Raw genomic sequence first — 17,626 nt, 5'->3', positions numbered from 1 at the left:
GGACAGTGCGGCCGGGGCGCCTACGGGGCGCACCCGGCCGCTTCCGTTTCCCGCCCGTGAGCTGCGCGGATCCCGGGTTTGCAAGGTGCGGATCCGGATAATGATCGTCCTGTTGTCAGTGGCGCCCGGTACGCTCGAAAGCACGATGACAGAGGACCTCTCACCGGCCGAGCGGTACGCGGCAGCACGCAGGCGCGCTGCCGAGCAGGCCACCGCGCTCGCCTCCTTCCGCGAGATGTACGACTTCGGCCTCGACCCCTTCCAGATCGAGGCCTGCCAGGCGCTCGAGGCCGGCAAGGGCGTACTGGTGGCCGCGCCCACCGGCTCCGGCAAGACGATCGTGGGCGAGTTCGCCGTCCACCTCGCCCTGATGCAGGGCAAGAAGTGCTTCTACACGACGCCCATCAAGGCGCTCTCGAACCAGAAGTACGCCGACCTGACCCGCCGTTACGGGGACGGCATGGTCGGTCTGCTCACCGGCGACAACAGCATCAACTCCGACGCCCCGGTGGTCGTGATGACGACCGAGGTGCTGCGGAACATGCTGTACGCCGGGTCGCAGACCCTCCTCGGCCTCGGCTATGTGGTCATGGACGAGGTGCACTACCTCTCCGACCGCTTCCGCGGCGCCGTATGGGAAGAGGTGATCATCCACCTTCCCGAGTCGGTCACCCTCGTCTCGCTGTCGGCGACCGTGTCGAACGCCGAGGAGTTCGGCGACTGGCTCGACACCGTCCGCGGCGACACCGAGGTGATCGTCTCCGAACACCGGCCCGTGCCGCTGTTCCAGCATGTGCTCGCCGGGCGCCGGATGTACGACCTGTTCGAGGAGGGTGAGGGCCACAAGAAGGCCGTCAACCCCGACCTCACAAGGCTGGCCCGGATGGAGGCCCAGCGCCCGTCGTACCAGGACCGCAGACGCGGGCGGGCGATGCGCGAGGCCGACCGGGAGCGGGAGCGCAGACAGCGCTCCCGGGTGTGGACGCCGGGGCGTCCCGAGGTCATCGAGCGGCTCGACGCCGAGGGCCTGCTGCCCGCCATCACCTTCATCTTCAGCCGGGCCGCCTGCGAGGCCGCAGTACAGCAGTGCCTGTACGCGGGACTCAGACTGAACGACGAGGAGGCGCGGGAAAAGGTGCGCGCCCTCGTCGAGGAGCGCACCGCCGCCATCCCGACCGAGGATCTGCACGTCCTCGGCTACTACGAGTGGCTGGAAGGCCTGGAGCGCGGTATAGCCGCCCACCACGCGGGCATGCTGCCGACGTTCAAGGAGGTCGTCGAGGAGCTGTTCGTCCGCGGCCTGGTGAAGGCCGTGTTCGCCACGGAGACGCTGGCGCTGGGCATCAACATGCCTGCCCGGTCGGTGGTGTTGGAGAAGCTCGTCAAGTGGAACGGCGAGCAGCACGCCGACATCACGCCGGGTGAGTACACACAGCTGACCGGCCGTGCGGGGCGCCGTGGCATCGACGTCGAGGGCCACGCGGTGGTGCTGTGGCAGCGCGGGATGAGCCCCGACCACCTGGCCGGGCTCGCTGGCACGCGTACCTATCCGCTGCGGTCCAGCTTCAAGCCGTCGTACAACATGGCGGTCAACCTGGTCGAGCAGTTCGGGCGGCACCGCTCGCGCGAGCTGCTGGAGACGTCCTTCGCGCAGTTCCAGGCCGACAAGTCGGTCGTCGGGATCTCGCGGCAGGTGCAGCGCAACGAGGAGGGGCTCGACGGTTACAAGGAGTCCATGACCTGCCACCTCGGGGACTTCGAGGAGTACGCGCGACTGCGTCGCGAACTCAAGGACCGCGAGAACGAGTTGGCCAAGCAGGGTGCGGCCCAGCGGCGCGCGGAGGCCGCCGTCGCGCTGGAGAAGCTCAAGCCGGGTGACGTCATCCATGTGCCGACGGGCAAGTACGCCGGTCTCGCGCTGGTGCTGGACCCCGGGCTGCCGGCCGGGCGGTCCAACGGCCACCGCGGCTTCGAGCACCACGACGGCCCCCGCCCGCTGGTCCTGACCGCCGAACGGCAGGTCAAGCGGCTGGCGTCGATGGACTTCCCGGTGCCCGTCGAGGCGTTGGAGCGGATGCGGATCCCGAAGTCCTTCAACCCGCGTTCCCCGCAGTCCCGTCGGGACCTCGCGTCCGCGCTGCGCACCAAGGCCGGGCACATTCCGCCGGACCGGCACCGCAAGCGGCGCTCCCAGGCGGCCGACGACCGTGAGATCGAGCGGCTGCGCAAGGCCCTGCGCGCCCACCCCTGCCACGGCTGCAACGACCGGGAGGACCACGCCCGCTGGGCCGAGCGCTACCACCGGCTGCTGCGGGACACCTCACAGCTGGAGCGCCGTATCGAAGGCCGCACGAACACGATCGCGCGCACCTTCGACCGCATCGTCGCGCTGCTGACCGAGCTGGACTATCTGCGCGGCGACGAGGTCACCGAGCACGGCAAGCGGCTCGCGCGGCTGTACGGCGAACTCGACCTGCTGGCCAGCGAGTGCCTGCGGGAGCGGGTCTGGGAGGGCCTCGGCCCGGCCGAACTGGCCGCCTGCGTCTCGGCGTTGGTGTACGAGGCGCGGGTCGGGGACGATGCAATGGCGCCGAAGCTGCCTTCGGGCAAGGCCAAGGCCGCGCTGGGTGAGATGGTCCGGATCTGGGGGCGGCTGGATGCCCTTGAGGAGGACTTCCGGATCACCCAGAGCGAAGGGGTCGGGCAGCGTGAACCCGACCTGGGCTTCGCCTGGGCCGCCTATATGTGGGCCAGCGGTAAGGGGCTCGACGAGGTGCTGCGTGAGGCGGAGATGCCGGCCGGTGACTTCGTGCGGTGGTGCAAGCAGGTGATCGATGTGCTGGGGCAGATCTCAGCGGCTTCTCCTGTGGAGGGCTCGACCGTGGCGAAGAACGCGCGGAAGGCTGTCGAGGGGTTGCTGCGGGGGGTTGTCGCCTATTCGTCGGTGGGGTGAGCGCTTGTGGGCGGGCGCGGGGGCCTCGTGGCCGGTCGCGCCCGCGCGGCGGAGCCGCACACCGATGCGGCCCCGCGCCCCTTCAGGGCGTCCGCCCGACGCCGATCAAGAAGTGCTGGTGAGGATCACCAGTTGCTGGGTCGCGCGCGTCATCGCCACGTAGCGGTCCACCGCGCCTGCGATGCCGTCGCCGAACGTCTCCGGGTCGATGAGCACCACCAGGTCGAACTCCAGCCCCTTCGACAGCTCCGGGGTCAGTGACTGGACCCGGTCCGTCGGGCGGAACGTGGGGTCGCCGATGACGCAGGCGGTGCCCGCATCGGTATGCGTGGCGAGCCACATGTCCAGGATCGAGTCGCGGTCCGACACGGAACCGTGCACGACGGGGACGCCGCCGCTGCGAATGGACGTCGGCACGTTGGCGTCGGGGAGCGCGGCCCGGATGACCGGCTCGGCCTGAGCCATGATCTCCTCCGGCGTCCGGTAGTTGATGCTCAGGGCGGCCAGGTTGATCCGGTCGAGCCCGATCCGCTCCAGCCGTTCCTGCCACGACTCCGTGAAGCCGTGCCGGGCCTGGGCGCGGTCCCCGACGATGGTGAAGCTGCGGGACGGGCAGCGCAGCAGCAGCATCTGCCACTCCGCGTCGGTCAGTTCCTGAGCCTCGTCCACGACGACGTGCGCGAACGGGCCGGCGAGCAGGTCCGGTTCGGTCGTGGGCAGCTCGGACTCGTCGACCAGGTTGCGCTGGAAGTCCGCTCGGCCCAGCTGCGTCATGAGGCCCTCACCGTCGGCATCGGCCGCGATCAGGTTGTCGACGACCTGCGCCATGCGTTCGCGCTGGGCGGCGAGGGCCGCCTCCTGCCGGCGCCTTCGCCGTGACGCCGCCGGGTCGCCGAGCCGCTGCCGTGCCGCGTCCAGGAGCGGCAGATCGGACACCGTCCAGGCCTGGGCGTCCGCACGCTGCAGCCTGCGGACCTCGTCGGGGCTGAGCCAGGGGCCGCACAGTCGCAGGTAGGCGGGGACCGACCACAGGTCTCCGACGAGGTCGGCCGCTTCGATCAGCGGCCACGCGCGGTCGAAGGTCGTGAGCAGCTCCCTGTTCTGCAGCAGCGACTTGCGGAGCAACTGGGGCGAGATGTCGCCGTCGTGCTTGTCCGTCAGGATCGCGAGCAGTTCCTCCCAGATCAGGTCACGTGCCTCGTTGTGCGGAATCCCGGGCTCCGCCGCTTCGAACGCCTCGGCCCAGTCGTCGGCGCTCAGCCAGATGTCGGACCAGTGGGTGGTGACCGTCATCCCCTTGGTGGGCGGCTCCTCGTAGAACCTGACGGCCGTCTCGATCGCCTTCACCAGATCCGCCGACGACTTCAGACGGGCCACCTCCGGGTCGGCCTCGACCGCCGCCGTGGCTCCCTCGGCGACGAGGTCGCGCAGGGTGCAGGTCTGCACGCCCTCCTCACCGAGGCTCGGCAGGACGTCGGCGACGTAGGCGAGGTAGGGCCGGTGCGGGCCGACGAACAGTACGCCGCCCCGACGGTGACCGAGGCGCGGGTCGGAGTAGAGGAGGTAGGCGGAGCGGTGCAGGGCGACGACGGTCTTGCCGGTGCCCGGACCGCCGTCCACGACGAGAGCGCCGCGCGATCCCGCGCGGATGATGGCGTCCTGGTCGGCCTGGATGGTGCCGAGCACGTCTCGCATCCGTGCCGACCGGTTGCTGCCCAGGCTCGCGACGAAGGCGGACTGGTCGTCGAGCGCGGCGTGCCCGGCAAGCCCGTCCGCGGTGAACACCTCGTCCCAGTAGTCGCTGATCCGGCCGCCGGTCCAGCGATACCGGCGGCGGCTCGCCAGGCCCATCGGGTTGCTGTGGGTGGCTCCGAAGAACGGCTCGGCCGCGGGGGAGCGCCAGTCGATCAGCAGTCGGCGGCCCGTGCTGTCGGTGAGGCCGAGCCGTCCGACGTACAGGGGCTCGGAGTCGTCCGCGCCGACCATGCGTCCGAGGCACAGGTCCAGACCGAAGCGGCGCAGTGCGCGCAGGCGAGCGGTCAGCCGGTGGATCTCCGCGTCCCGGTCCATTGCCTGCCGGCCCGCACCGCCGGGCGCCCGGCGCTCGACGGCGAGACGGTCGGTCAGCTCGGCGATCGACTGCTCCAGGCACTCCGCGATGGCCGCGAAGTGCTGCTCGTCGCCGGCGATCAGTGTCGGGTCGGCCTTGGCGGAGAGACGGTCGGGAAGGTTGAACGCGCTGGTGGTCAGGGGGTGATTCACGTCTCAGCTCCGAATGAGGTGGTGTGCGACCATGCGCGTGGCAAGGCGTCCGGACCGGCGGGACCGATTGCGCCGGTTCTCCAGTTCTGTGCTCTGTGTGCCGACCTGTCGGTGCCGGCCTATCGGATGTACTCGTCGATCAGCAGCTTCGCGGCCACCGTCGCTCCGTCGGTGCGGACCTTGGCGGCCACAGCGGCTGCCCGCGCACCGGTCTCCGGCGCCAGGGCCGTCTTCAGCGCGGCCGACAGGGACTCGAAGGTCGGCGTCGGACCGTCGTGTGCCGCGCCGATGCCCAGCTCGGCGACCCGGCCGGCCCAGTACGGCTGGTCGGCCAGCTGGGGCACCACCACCTGGGGCGCACCGGCCCGGGCGGCCGTCGTCGTCGTGCCCGCCCCGCCGTGGTGGACTACGGCGGCCACCCGGCCGAACAGTACCTGCTGGTTGACCTCGCCGACGGCGAAGCAGTCGTCCTGGTCGTCGATCAGTGTCAGGTCGGCCCAGCCACGCCCGACGAGTACGCGGCGCCCCTGCGCGCGCACCGCCTCGATGGCCGCCCGGGAGACGTCCTGCGCGTCGCGCAGGGGGATGCTGCCGAAGCCCACGTGGACCGGGGGCGCGCCCGCGTCCAGGAACACCTCCAGATCTTCCGGGAGCGGCCGTTCGTCCGGCCGGATCCAGGCACCGGTCTGCACCACGTCGAGATCCGCCGGCTTCAGCCACGGGCTCAGGGTCGCGTCCGCTGCCAGCAGGGGCCGGTCGGACAGGACGTGATCGCGGACGTTGTCCACCCGGGGCAGGCCGATCGAGGCCCGGTGGGTGTTGACCGCGCCGCCGAACAGCTCGTTCAGGGTCTGGGCGTTCAGCTCCCACAGCGCCCGGTTGTCGGTCACGTCCGGCGGGAGCGGCCGGCCCGGCCAGGCGAGCGGCGGGTGGTGCGGCGACGGCAGGTACGAGGGAAAGTAGGACACGAACGCATACGGGATGCCCAGCTTCTCGGCCACCGAGCGCACGGCGCCCGCGGACGGCAGCAAACCGGTCGCCACCAGCACGTCACAGCCCTCGGCGGCCGGGAGGACCGCGTCGTACGTCAAGGCGACCAACTCGGCCGCGCGCTCGGGCAGGGTCTTCGGCGGCATCGGCGCCGTCCCGGTCACCGCCCCCTTCGTCATCGCACGCACGGACCGGCCGACCGGCACCAACGGCACGCCGAGACCGTCCAGCAGCTCCGCGAAGTCCGGCGGCGCGCACATCACCACCTCCGCGCCGAGCGCCCGCAGCCGCACCGCGAGTCCCGCCATCGGTTCGACGTCCCCACGCGACCCATACGTAGACAACAGCACGCGCACTTCGCGACTCCCCTATTTCAGCAGGTCCTGTATTTCTGCAGGTCCTGGGCTTAGGTCGACGATTGTGCGGGACGACGGGGGCCTTGCCGCAAGCCCCCCTGTGCGCTATAAGTTAAGAGTGGCAAGGAGAGCGTGACCTCCTTGCCTTCGCTGTTTCTCGGTGCCTTCCCCCGATTCCTCGGCCCCCTGTCCGCTGAACCGCTGTCAGGAGCGGCCCCGCGCGAGGTACGCCCGCCAGCCCCCGTACGACGTGATGTCCTCGGCGTCCGTGAGGGCCCCAGGCTCGCACAGGAAACCCGGGACGTGGCTGCCGTCCGCCAGTTCCACGCGCCCCAGGGCCATCGGGCGGGGCAGCTGAGCGAGGAGCCGGCCGAGCCCCTCGGCCGGGAGCCGCCACACCTCGGCCTCGATCGCCGCACCTCCCTCGCCGACGTGGACCAGGCCCGGCTTGGCCGGGGTCGTGGACAGGGCGTGCAGGCGGTACACGGGCGCGGTGGCGGTCGTACGGTCGAATCGGGCGCCCAGGGACCGGAGTTGCGGGTTGAGGGGCTGGTCCGAGAGATGCGCGCCGACCACGGCGAGAGGGACCTCCGGGCGGAGCAGCCCCGTGATCCTCGCGAGCCGTTCGTCCGTGAACGCCGGGCCGATCAGCATCACGCCGAAGGGCAGGCCGTTCACCTCACCGGCCGGGACGGCGACCGCCGCCAGGTCGAAGAGGTTCGTGGAGTTGGTGAAGCGGCCCAGGCGGGCGTTGGCCCCCAGCGGGTCGGCGGCCACCTCGGCGAGGGTGGGGTGGCCGGGCGTGGTGGGGAGCAACACGGCGTCCGCGTCGGCGAGTTCGGCCTCGGCCCGTGCGCGCAGGGCGGCCAGCCGGTCCTGGTCCGCGAAGAGCTGGTGGGCCGGCAGGTCCCGGGCGCGGGTGATGATGCCGGCGACGGTGGGGTCGAGGGTGTCGTCGCCCGCCGCCATCGCCTTGTCGACAAAGTTCCCCACGGCCGTGTAGCGCTCGGCGACGAACGCACCCTCGTAGAGCATGGCGGCGGCCTCGGTGAACGGGGTGAGGTCGAGGGTGCGGATCTCGGCGCCCGCAGCGGTGAGCTGCCGTACGGCTGCCTCGTAGGCCTCTGCCCAGCCTTCGTCCAGCTCGCCGAGCCGGTCCGTCGGCGGGACCGCGACGCGCCATGGCCCCGGCGTGCGCTGGGGGAGCGGGGGCAGGGCTCGGCCGGGCGGGGACGCCATGAACGACAGTGCCTGCTCGGCCTCCGGCAGCGTCCGCGCGAACACCGTCACACAGTCGATGGACGCGCAGGCCGGGACGACGCCCTCCGCCGGGACGAGACCCCGGGTGGGCTTGAGGCCGACGATGCCGTTGAAGGCGGCCGGAACCCGGCCCGAGCCGGCCGTGTCCGTGCCGAGCGCGAAGTCGACGACGCCGAGCGCCACCGCGACGGCCGAACCGGCGCTGGAGCCGCCGCTGACCCTGCCCGGATCATGGGCGTTACGGACCGCGCCGTACGGGGAGCGGGTGCCGACCAGGCCCGTGGCGAACTGGTCCAGGTTCGTGGTGCCGAGCACGATCGCACCGGCCGCGCGCAGGCGGGCGACGACCGGGGCGTCGGCTTCGGGGAAGTAGGCGTATGACGGGCAGCCCGCGGTCGTCGGCAGGCCCGCGACGTCGATGTTGCCCTTCGCCGCGAACAGCAGCCCCGCCAGGGGGAGTCGCTCCCCGCCGGTCACGCGCTCGTCGATCAGCCGGGCCTCCGCCTCGACCTCCTCCCGCGGGCGCAGGTCGATCCAGATCTCGGGGCGGTCCACGGCCTCGATGCGGGCGTAGGCGGCGCGGACGCGGGCGAGGGCGGTGGACATGCGGTGCTCCTTGACTGTCGACTCATCAACTCACGGATCCGGCCGTCGAGTCGGTGGCCGGCGCGAGGACCACCAAGGGGGTCCCCGCCTCGACCTGGTCACCGGGCCTGGCCAGGATCTGTGCGACCACGCCGTCGGTCGGCGCGTGCACCCTGGACTCCATCTTCATCGCCTCCAGGGCGAGCAGCGGCTGACCGGCGCTCACCTCGTCACCCGGCTGGACGTTCACCTGCCACACGGACGCGGCGAACTCCGCCTCCACCAGCCGCCCGCCGGCCGGGACGGTCACCTCGACCGCCGGTGCGGCCGGCGCCGGCGCCTGCTCCGCCCGCGCGAACTCGCCGGCCGCCTCCCACGCGTCCCGCTCCGCCGCGAACGCGGCCTGCTGCCGCGCCCGGAACCGCGCGATCGGCTCGGCGTTCTCGGCCAGGAAGGCCCGGTACCCGGCGAGCGAGAAGGTGCCCTCCTCGATGCGCGGCACGAACCGCCCGGACGTGATGTCCGCCCGCAGCTCCAGCAGTTCCTCGGCGCCCACCGGATACCACCTGATCCGGTCGAAGAACCGCAGCAGCCAGGGCGACCCCGGCTCGAACGCCCCGCGCTGCTGCCACCCCGACCACACCTGGGTCGTACGGCCCACGAACTGGTAGCCGCCGGGCCCCTCCATGCCGTAGATGCACAGGTAGGCCCCGCCGATGCCGACCGAGTTCTCCGCCGTCCAGGTGCGCGCCGGGTTGTACTTGGTGGTCACCAGGCGGTGCCGGGGATCCAGCGGGGTCGCGACCGGGGCGCCCAGGTACACATCGCCCAGCCCCAGGACCAGGTACTCCGCGTCGAAGACCGTGCGGTAGACGTCCTCGACCGACTCCAGGCCGTTGACGCGGCGGATGAACTCGATGTTCCAGGGGCACCAGGGCGCGTCGTCGCGTACGCCCGCCATGTAGCGGGCGATGGCCTCGCGGGTGGCCGGGTCGTCCCAGGAGAGGGGGAGGTGGACGGTGCGGGACGGGACGACGAGCTCGTCGGTGGGCGGCAGGACGGCGACCATCTCCCGCACCTCGGCGAGGAGTTCGTGCTGCGGCAGACGGGTCGGGTCCGTCTGGATCTGGAGGGAGCGGATGCCCGGGGTCAGATCGGTGATCCCGTCCCGGCCCGCCTCGGCCACCGCCTCCATCAGCGCGTGGACGCGCATGCGCAGGGCCAGGTCCAGTTGCATGGGCCCGAACTCGACCAGCAGATGGTCGTCACCGCTGCGGCGGTACGTCACGTCGCCGTCCCGCGCCAGCACCCCGCCGTCGACGATCGCCGGGCGCGCGGAGCCGTCGGCCCGCACGGGCATGAACCGCACGGTGTCGCCCGGCCGCAGCTGCCCCAGCTTCCAGCGCTCGCGGCTGATCACCGTCGCCGGGCACACGAACCCGCCCAGCGACGGGCCGTCCGGGCCGAGCAGCACCGGCATGTCGCCGGTGTAGTCGACGGCGCCGACGGAGTACGGCGTGTCGTGGATGTTGGACGGGTGCAGGCCCGCCTCTCCGCCGTCGGCGCGCGCCCAGCGCGGCCGGGGACCCATGAGCCGTATGCCGGTCCGCGCTGAGTTGAAGTGGACCTTCCAGTCGGCGGCGTAGAAGTCATGGATGTCGTCCTCGGTGAAGAACTCCGGTGCGGCGTGCGGTCCTTCGACTGCCTTTATGTGCCATACGGCACCGAAGGAGGGGCGGGCGGGCAAGGGGACCGGTGTCCCCTCGGTGACCGTGCCGCCGTGCAGGACGTCGCCCGTGCGCAGCGCGCGTCCGCCGTGCCCGCCGAACCTGCCGAGCGTGAAGGTGCTCGCGCTGCCCAGGAAGGCGGGGACGTCGAGACCGGCCGCGACCAGGACGTACGTCCGCAGTCCGTGCTCGGCCGGCGCTCCGACCTCCAGTACGGCACCCGCCGGCACCGTCAACGGCTCCCACTGCGCCACCGCCGTACCGTCGACCGTGACCGGGGCCGGGGCGCCCGTCACGCACACGGTGGTGGGGTGTGTGAACCGCAACGTCGGTCCCTGGAGCGTGCATTCGAGACCTGGCGCGCCCTCGTGGTTGCCCAAGGCGCGGTTGCCGAGCCGGAAGGACAGGTCGTCCATCGGGCCGCACGGCGGCACGCCGACCTGCCAGTGGCCGGTGCGGCCCGGCCAGTCCTGCACCGTGGTGAGGGTGCCGCCGGCGAGGACCTCGATGCGGGGGGTGGGGTCGGGCACGGTCGCGAGGGTCGCCGTCGAGTGGGCGGCGGCCAGGAAGTCCTGGTTCGCCAGCGCCGCCCGCACCAGGCCGAGGTTCGTCTCGATGCCGTCGACGCGGGTGCGGGCCAGCGCCTCGTCCAGCCGCTGAAGCGCGTGTGCGCGGTCGGGGCCGTACGCGACGATCTTCGCCAGCATCGGGTCGTACGCCGTCGTCACCTCGGTGCCCGTCTCGACCCAGCCGTCCACCCGCACGCCGTGCGGGAACTCCACTCGCGTCAACAGGCCTGCGCTGGGCCGGTGTTCGCGTGACGGGTCCTCCGCGTAGAGGCGGGCCTCGACGGCGTGGCCGCGCGGCGGGCCCGGGGCGTGGACGACTTCGCGCTCGCCGCGCGCAAGGCGCAGCATCCAGGCGACCAGGTCGACGCCGTAGATCTCCTCGGTGACCGGGTGCTCCACCTGGAGGCGGGTGTTGACCTCCAGGAAGTAGGCCTCCTCACGGGCGGCGTCGTACACGAACTCCACGGTTCCGGCCGAGCGGTAGCCGACCAAGGCACACAAGTCGCGGGCGGATGAGGTCAGTTGCTCGCGTATGTGAGCGGGGAGACCTGGTGCCGGGGCCTCCTCCACCACCTTCTGATGGCGCCGTTGCAGCGTGCAGTCCCGGTCGCCGAAGGTGACCACCCTGCCGTCGCCGTCGCCGAAGACCTGCACTTCGACATGGCGGGCCTGCTCGACGAGCCGTTCCAGGAAGACGCCGGCGGAGGAGAAGGAGGCGGCGGCGACCCGCTGCACCCGCTCCCAGGCCTCGGTCAGTTCATCGGCGCGGCGACATGCCGACATGCCGATTCCGCCCCCGCCGCCGGTCGCTTTGAGCATGACGGGATAGCCGATGGCCTGGGCCTCTTCGAGTGCCTCGGTGACTGACCCCAGTAGCCCGGTCCCCGGCGCCAGCGGTACGCCCGCCGCCTCGGCCGCCGCCCGCGCCGTGTGCTTGGCCCCGAACAGCTCCAACTGCTCGGGCGTCGGTCCCACGAACACGATCCCGGCCTCCTCGCAGCGCCGCGCGAACGCCGCGTCCTCGGACAGGAAGCCGTAGCCGGGGTGGATCGCCCCGGCCCCGCTGTCCTTGGCGGCCTTGAGGACCAGGTCGGCGTCGAGGTACGACTCCTTGGCGGGCGCCGGGCCGAGCCGTACGGCCGTGTCGGCGAGCCGGACGTGGGGTGCCGAGCGGTCCGCGTCGGAGTACACGGCCACCGTGCGCAGGCCCAGTTCGCGGGCCGTACGGATGATGCGGACGGCGATCTCGCCCCGGTTGGCGACGAGCAGCGTGTCGAAGCTCATGCGCCGCCCGCCCCGGCTCCGTGGCCCGCCCCGGTGATCGTCATCTCCACTGCCGTCGGGTCGAAGCCGTTGCAGGGGTTGTTGATCTGGGGGCAGTTGGAGACGAGGACGAGGACGTCGCGCTCGGCGCGCAGGGTCAGGGACAGACCCGGTGCCGAGATGCCGTCGACGATGCCGAGGGTGCCGTCCTTCTCGACCGGCACGTTCATGTACCAGTTGACGTTGGAGACGAGGTCGCGCTTGCCGAGGCCGTACTTGGCGCCCTCGGCGAGGAAGTTGTCCACGCACGCGTGCTGCGACCACGTGTGGTGGCCGTACCGCAGGGTGTTCGACTCCTTGGAGCAGGCGCCGCCGACGGTGTCGTGCCGGCCGACCTCGTCGGCGACGACGGTCATCAGCGGGGTGTGCTCGTTGGACATGAGCACGCTGCCCGTCGTGAGGAAGATGCCGCCCTGCGCCTGGATCGTGTCGGGCGCGCTGTAGCGGACGGACGTGTCGTGGGCGTCGTACACGAGGAAGTCGACGGCCTGGTTGCCGTGCAGGTCGGTGATGGTGAGCGTCTCGCCCTCGCGGACGACGGACGACCAGGGGGCGCGGGCCGCAACGACGGTCGTGGTCGTGTTCGTGGTCATGCGAGCCCCCTCGCGGCAAGGAATTCGGCGGTGTTGAGGAAGGCGCGGCGGCCCTCGGGCGTGGCCTCCCACAAGGGCTCGCCGGGGCCGGTCGGGGCCGCGCGCCAGGCGAGCACCTCCAGCGGGGTGCTGACGTACTCGGTGCGGGGGTCGGCCGGATGCGGCACGTTGGCGATCAGCACGGTGACGTCCTGCTCGGCGCGCAGGGTCACGCTGCCGCCCGGCCCGGCCGAGCCGGTGAAGTCGAGGGTGCCGTCCTCGCGTACCTCCACGCCCTGGAAGAAGGACAGGGACGGTGGCAGATCCCTTGGCTCGAGGCCGTTCTTCGCGGCGGCCAGCTTGAACAGTTCGCGGCCGGCGGGGGAGGGGGACTGCGGGCTGCCGTCGCCGTAGCGCTCGGTGTTGCGCACGAGGGTGGAGGTGCCGCACAGCGCGTCGTGCCGCCCGGAGGTGTCGGTGACGACGGAGGCGAGTACGCGGCCCTGGTCGGAGAGCAGGAGTCGGCGCTCGCCGAGGTAGGCGTTCCACTGGACCTTCACCGTGTCGGCGACGTTCAGCCGCTCCCAGGGCCGGTCGGCCACGAACAGCAGCAGATGCGCGCAGGCATCGCCGCGCAGATCGGTCAGCCGCAGCTCCGTGCCGCGGGCGAGCACCCTGTGCGTGTAGTTGCCGCCCGCCACCGTCTCCGCCCACACCAGCCGCCCCGCCTCACCGGGCGGTGCCGGCCAGTCCTCGGCCGGCACGACGGGCATGGCCTCGGCCCGGCTCCCTTCCTGGGCGCGGGCATGGTCACGGGCTCCGTACGTGGTCTCTGTCGCCATTCGCGGGACCTCCGCTTCGGGGTCGGCCTCCTGGTGTATTTCTGTCGCCCGACAGAAATTAGGGGCGGGGTGGGTCGGGAGGATTACCGGAGTGTTGCCGGGTGGTTACCGCGAGTGCAAGACGGGGCTCTCGCGGAGATCGTCCTGCGCCCCCGTGTGCGAGGATCGAACCCATGGGTACGTCAGGCGAGCCGGGCAGTCGGCGGGTCGGCAGGCCGCGGGCCGCTCAGCGGCCGGACAGCGGACTGGAGCCGCGTGCCGAACTCCTCGTGGCCGCCGCCGAGTTGTTCACCACCCGGGGCTACGCCGCCACCACCACCCGTGCCGTCGCCGAGCGCGCGGGCATGCGGCAGGCGTCCATGTACCACTACGTCTCCGGCAAGGAGGAACTCCTCGCCGAGCTACTGGAGTCCACGGTCACGCCCTCGCTCGTGTACGCCCGTGAGCTGCTCGCCGACGACTCGACCCCGGCCGAGGACCGGCTGTGGGGGCTGTGCCGGGCCGATGTCGAGCTGCTGTGCGGCGGCCCGCACAACCTCGGCGGGCTGTACCTGCTGCCCGAGGTGCGCGCCGAACGCTTCGCCGGCTTCCATGCCGTGCGCGCCGAACTCAAGGACGCCTACCGTCAGTTGCTCGCCGCCACGGCTGCGGGCGGCGCACTCGCCAAGAGCGAGCTGGAGCTGCGTACGGACCTGCTCTTCGGCCTGATCGAGGGCGTCATCCTCGTCCACCGCTCGGACCCGGAGCGTCCGGTGTCGGTGTTCGCCGAGGCCACGGCCGACGCGGCCCTGCGGATCGCCGGCGTCTGAGGCGACCTTTCACCCGTCACGGTGAGTGACTTTCGCACATCCGTACACCGTGACGCACCGTGTGCGAATGTAATCCGAGCGTATAAATGAGGCCGAGCGTACTCCTGTCGCGAGCCCCATTTCAGGTGCTTGCTGAATATGACACAGCGATGATCCGGTCGGACTAAGCTCGCCCGCAGCGCACCGAGTTGAGGTGTAATCGTGCGCTTGTTCCCAATCATGCAGAAGATTCCGACATACCCATGACATTCCCCCTTGCAGGCTCCCCCTACACCCACCCGATTCATTTCAGAGGGCCCACATGGTGAGCGTTCAATCCCCGCCCAGCCGGCGTGAACTCCCGTACGCGCGCGTGCTTTTGCTGCCTGCCATAGTGATGGCCGCGGCGACCGGAGCCGCCGTCGCCGTGGTGGCGGAACCGGCCCGCACGGCCGTCGGCGTATGCGGTGCCGTGGCCTTGCTGCTGGTGCTGGTATCCGCGGCCGAAGCGGCGCGCCGCGGCCGCGCCCTGCGGGACGCACGGGCCGAGCACGCCCGTCACGCCGCGTATCTGGAACGGCGTGTGGCCGCCCACGAAGCGGAGATGATCCGCCTCGCCACGGAGATCACGCCCGCCGCGATCCACCGGCTGCGCTGTGGCGCTTCACCCTATGAGGTGATGCGCGACCTCGCCGAGATCGACCCGTCCTATGCCCAACTCTCGCCGGTACAGGTCGAGTTCGTGAGGACGATGGTCGACATCGTCGATCACGAGGAAGCCGTCCGCGACTCCGCCCAGCGTTCCTTCGTCAACATCGCCCGCCGCGTCCAGTCGATCGTCCATCAACAGGCCGTGGAACTCAGGGAGATGGAGGAGGACCACGGACGCAACCCCGAGGTCTTCGACGACCTGCTGCGCATCGACCACGGCACCATGCTGATCGGCCGCCTCGCCGACTCCATCTCCGTGCTCGGCGGCGGCCGCCCCGGCCGTCAGTGGCCCGAACCCGTACCGCTGTACAGCGTGCTGCGCGGCGCCATGTCCCGGATCCTGGAGTACCGCCGCATCAGCCTGGACTCCATCGTCAAGGTCAACATCGCCGGCATCTCCGTCGAGCCGATCATCCACGCCGCGGCCGAACTCCTCGACAACGCCACCCGCTACTCGCCGCCGCAGACCAAGGTGCACGTCACCGCCACCGAGGTGCAGACCGGCGTCGCGATCGAGATCGAGGACGCCGGGGTCAGCCTCAGCGAAGAGGCCCGCGCCAGGGTCGAGGGCATGCTCGAGCGCGCCAAGCAGGGCACCGACCTCCAGGACCTCGGCGAGTCTCCGCGCCTGGGCCTGGCTGTCGTCGGCCGCCTCTGCACGGCCTTCAACATGCAGGTCTCGCTGCGCTCCTCCGCGTACGGCGGCGTCCGCGCCGTCCTCGTGGTGCCGCGCGAGATGATGACCACCGACCCCGCCCCCGGACTCGCCCACGGCATCGGCGCCGGGTCGGCGCCCAAGGCCGACGACCCCGATGTGATCGAAGGGCCCCAACGCGCCCCCAAGAAGCGGCGCCCCACCAGCCCGAAGCTCCCCGCCGCGGTCTCCATGTCGGACGACGTCCCCGTCGTCACCGAGTGGACCGCGGGCGGGCTGCCCCAGCGCCGCAGCCGGGTCAAGACCCCGCTCAGCAAGCGGCTCGCCGAGCAGGCGGCCATCGAGCAGGCCGAACGGGAGGGCCGGCCGACCATCTGGTCGACGCGCAAGCCCGAGCCCGAGCCGGTGGTGGACGAGCCCGCTCCCGGAGCGTGGGTCGAGGCGTTCTGGAACGGCCTCAAGGACCAGCCGGACCCGCTCACACTCAAACCGCGAACCCAGCCGGCCCGCCCCGAGGCCGACGAGGAGGGGGACCTCAAGTGATCCAGCAGCGCGCCAACTTCGACTGGATGCTCAAGGAGCTCCACGACGGCGTACCGGGCATCCAGATGATCGTGGTGCTCTCCGCCGACGGACTGCGCATCGCCCGTTACGGCGGCGACCCGGACACCGCCGACCGCGTCGCCGCGGCCTGCGCCGGCCTGCAGAGCCTGGCGAGCGCCGTCGCCTCGGAGATCCCGAAGAGCGACGGCAAGATGAAGATGGTCCTGATCGAGATCAACGGCGGGTACTTCTACCTGATGGCCGCCGGCGCCAACGCCTATCTCGCGGTGCTCTCCGACACGTTCGCCGAACCCGGCCGGATGAGCAACCGCATGACGGACCTTGTCGCCCGCATCGGCGCCCATCTCACCAGTCCGCCCCGGCGCAACGGGCAGACCGTATGACTCCTCCGCAACGCCAGCGGCGAAACCCCCAGGGACAAGCACCGCCCCCACCGCCCGCCAAGACCGGGAACCAGAAGCAACCGGAACGGCTCTTCGTGGTGGCCGGTCCGGATGGCGGCGAGCGCGACGGTGACCTCGACCTCGTCACCTTAATCGTGGCGCGCGCCGACCCGCCGCCTTCCGCCACGCCGGAACAATCGGCGCTGCTCCGGCTCTCCACCACCCCGCTGTCCGTGGCCGAGCTCTCGGCCTATCTCAACCTGCCGTTCAGCATGACGACGGTCCTGCTCACCGACATGCTGACGGCCGGTCTGGTGACGGCGCGCGCACCGATCGTGCGCCAGTCCGTCGCCGACCGTTCACTTCTCGAAGCGGTGATGCATGGACTTCAAAGGCTCTGACATCATCCCCGGTCCACGGACCGAGGACCAGTTGCCGCACACGGCCGAGGCCGCGGTCAAGATCGTGATCGTGGGTGGCTTCGGCGTCGGCAAGACGACCATGGTCGGCTCGGTCAGCGAGATCAAGCCACTGACCACCGAAGAGACCATGACGCAGGCCGGTATCGGCGTCGACGACAACTTCGGCTCGGAGACCAAGACGGCCACCACCGTCGCGATGGACTTCGGCCGTATCAGCATCACCGAGCAACTCGTGCTGTACCTCTTCGGCACACCCGGTCAGGAACGCTTCTGGTTCCTGTGGAACGGGCTGTTCGAGGGCGCGCTGGGCGCGGTCGTGCTGGTCGACACCCGCCGCCTCGAGGTCAGCTTCGACGTCATAGGGCGACTGGAGGAGTGTGGCGTGCCCTTCGTGGTGGCCGTCAACACCTTCCCGGACGCACCTCGTTACCCCGTCTCCGAACTCCGTACGGCCCTCGACCTGGCCGAGGAGATCCCCATTGTGGAGTGTGACGTCCGCCGCCGGGCCTCCAGCCGCGATGTCCTGATGACCCTGATGCACTTCTTGCATTCGCTGGCTACGGCCAGGGCTCCGGCGTAAGGCACGTATGCCCTGCGCGCAACCTCCTCCCCCCGGTCCTGGCTTCGCCGAACCGCCAGGACCGGGGCCCCTCACCTCCTGTAC

The 17,626-nt window shown here is 71.2% G+C and carries 12 protein-coding genes; 6 read left to right on the top strand and 6 right to left on the bottom strand.

The features are described 5' to 3' along the window. Nucleotides 1–100: 100 nt before the first annotated feature. Nucleotides 101–2,953: a DEAD/DEAH box helicase gene (locus AB5J49_RS09535; RefSeq protein ID WP_369168094.1), complete on the top strand. Its 2,853-nt coding sequence runs from the start codon at nucleotides 101–103 to the stop codon at nucleotides 2,951–2,953. A gap of 105 nt (nucleotides 2,954–3,058) precedes the next feature. Here AB5J49_RS09535 and helR read toward each other — a convergent pair whose 3' ends face one another. The 6 genes from helR to AB5J49_RS09505 all read right to left on the bottom strand — a co-directional run bounded on the left by helR (nucleotide 3,059) and on the right by AB5J49_RS09505 (nucleotide 13,439). Beyond that, nucleotides 3,059–5,215 (bottom strand): RNA polymerase recycling motor ATPase HelR, encoded by a 2,157-nt coding sequence (gene helR, locus AB5J49_RS09530; RefSeq protein WP_369168093.1) that lies wholly within the window; start codon nucleotides 5,213–5,215, stop codon nucleotides 3,059–3,061. A gap of 119 nt (nucleotides 5,216–5,334) precedes the next feature. After that, nucleotides 5,335–6,561 (bottom strand): glycosyltransferase, encoded by a 1,227-nt coding sequence (locus AB5J49_RS09525; RefSeq protein ID WP_369168092.1) that lies wholly within the window; start codon nucleotides 6,559–6,561, stop codon nucleotides 5,335–5,337. A gap of 204 nt (nucleotides 6,562–6,765) precedes the next feature. After that, nucleotides 6,766–8,427, bottom strand: a complete 1,662-nt coding sequence (gene atzF / locus AB5J49_RS09520; protein ID WP_369168091.1) for an allophanate hydrolase — start codon at nucleotides 8,425–8,427, stop codon at nucleotides 6,766–6,768. A 25-nt stretch (nucleotides 8,428–8,452) separates the two neighbouring features. Continuing rightward, nucleotides 8,453–11,986, bottom strand: coding sequence for a 5-oxoprolinase/urea amidolyase family protein (locus AB5J49_RS09515; protein ID WP_369168090.1), 3,534 nt, complete (start codon nucleotides 11,984–11,986; stop codon nucleotides 8,453–8,455). After that, nucleotides 11,983–12,618: an urea amidolyase associated protein UAAP2 gene (locus AB5J49_RS09510; RefSeq protein ID WP_369168089.1), complete on the bottom strand. Its 636-nt coding sequence runs from the start codon at nucleotides 12,616–12,618 to the stop codon at nucleotides 11,983–11,985. Before AB5J49_RS09510 ends, AB5J49_RS09515 begins: the two co-directional genes overlap by 4 nt. Then, a complete protein-coding gene (locus AB5J49_RS09505) occupies nucleotides 12,615–13,439 on the bottom strand; it encodes an urea amidolyase associated protein UAAP1 (protein WP_369168088.1) in 825 nt (274 codons plus the stop codon). Before AB5J49_RS09505 ends, AB5J49_RS09510 begins: the two co-directional genes overlap by 4 nt. 173 nt (nucleotides 13,440–13,612) lie before the next feature. On the opposite strand from AB5J49_RS09505, the gene AB5J49_RS09500 reads away from it, so the two are divergent. The 5 genes from AB5J49_RS09500 (at nucleotide 13,613) to AB5J49_RS09480 (ending at nucleotide 17,542) form a co-directional block, all read left to right on the top strand. After that, nucleotides 13,613–14,248 (top strand): TetR/AcrR family transcriptional regulator, encoded by a 636-nt coding sequence (locus tag AB5J49_RS09500; protein ID WP_369168087.1) that lies wholly within the window; start codon nucleotides 13,613–13,615, stop codon nucleotides 14,246–14,248. 301 nt (nucleotides 14,249–14,549) lie between these two features. Then, entirely contained in the window at nucleotides 14,550–16,136 is a 1,587-nt protein-coding gene (locus AB5J49_RS09495; RefSeq protein WP_369168086.1) for a sensor histidine kinase, read from the top strand. Then, nucleotides 16,133–16,540, top strand: coding sequence for a roadblock/LC7 domain-containing protein (locus tag AB5J49_RS09490; protein WP_062710000.1), 408 nt, complete (start codon nucleotides 16,133–16,135; stop codon nucleotides 16,538–16,540). The genes AB5J49_RS09495 and AB5J49_RS09490 overlap by 4 nt, the downstream gene beginning before the upstream one ends. After that, entirely contained in the window at nucleotides 16,537–16,941 is a 405-nt protein-coding gene (locus AB5J49_RS09485) for a DUF742 domain-containing protein (protein WP_369168085.1), read from the top strand. The genes AB5J49_RS09490 and AB5J49_RS09485 overlap by 4 nt, the downstream gene beginning before the upstream one ends. Beyond that, nucleotides 16,922–17,542: an ATP/GTP-binding protein gene (locus AB5J49_RS09480; protein WP_369168084.1), complete on the top strand. Its 621-nt coding sequence runs from the start codon at nucleotides 16,922–16,924 to the stop codon at nucleotides 17,540–17,542. The genes AB5J49_RS09485 and AB5J49_RS09480 overlap by 20 nt, the downstream gene beginning before the upstream one ends. Nucleotides 17,543–17,626: the final 84 nt, after the last annotated feature.

The sequence above is a fragment of the Streptomyces sp. R28 genome (assembly GCF_041052385.1).
Lineage (GTDB): Bacteria > Actinomycetota > Actinomycetes > Streptomycetales > Streptomycetaceae > Streptomyces.
The sequence above is the reverse complement of the archived record's forward strand: the minus strand, read 5'-3'. Positions and strand labels throughout refer to the sequence as shown.

Coding starts and splice junctions, on each gene's coding strand:
- AB5J49_RS09535 (WP_369168094.1), top strand. CDS start 101: ATGATCGTCCTGTTGTCAGTGGCGCCCGGTACGCTCGAAAGCACGATG.
- atzF (WP_369168091.1), bottom strand. CDS start 8,427: ATGTCCACCGCCCTCGCCCGCGTCCGCGCCGCCTACGCCCGCATCGAG.
- AB5J49_RS09515 (WP_369168090.1), bottom strand. CDS start 11,986: ATGAGCTTCGACACGCTGCTCGTCGCCAACCGGGGCGAGATCGCCGTC.
- AB5J49_RS09510 (WP_369168089.1), bottom strand. CDS start 12,618: ATGACCACGAACACGACCACGACCGTCGTTGCGGCCCGCGCCCCCTGG.
- AB5J49_RS09505 (WP_369168088.1), bottom strand. CDS start 13,439: ATGGCGACAGAGACCACGTACGGAGCCCGTGACCATGCCCGCGCCCAG.
- AB5J49_RS09500 (WP_369168087.1), top strand. CDS start 13,613: ATGGGTACGTCAGGCGAGCCGGGCAGTCGGCGGGTCGGCAGGCCGCGG.
- AB5J49_RS09495 (WP_369168086.1), top strand. CDS start 14,550: ATGGTGAGCGTTCAATCCCCGCCCAGCCGGCGTGAACTCCCGTACGCG.
- AB5J49_RS09485 (WP_369168085.1), top strand. CDS start 16,537: ATGACTCCTCCGCAACGCCAGCGGCGAAACCCCCAGGGACAAGCACCG.
- AB5J49_RS09480 (WP_369168084.1), top strand. CDS start 16,922: ATGGACTTCAAAGGCTCTGACATCATCCCCGGTCCACGGACCGAGGAC.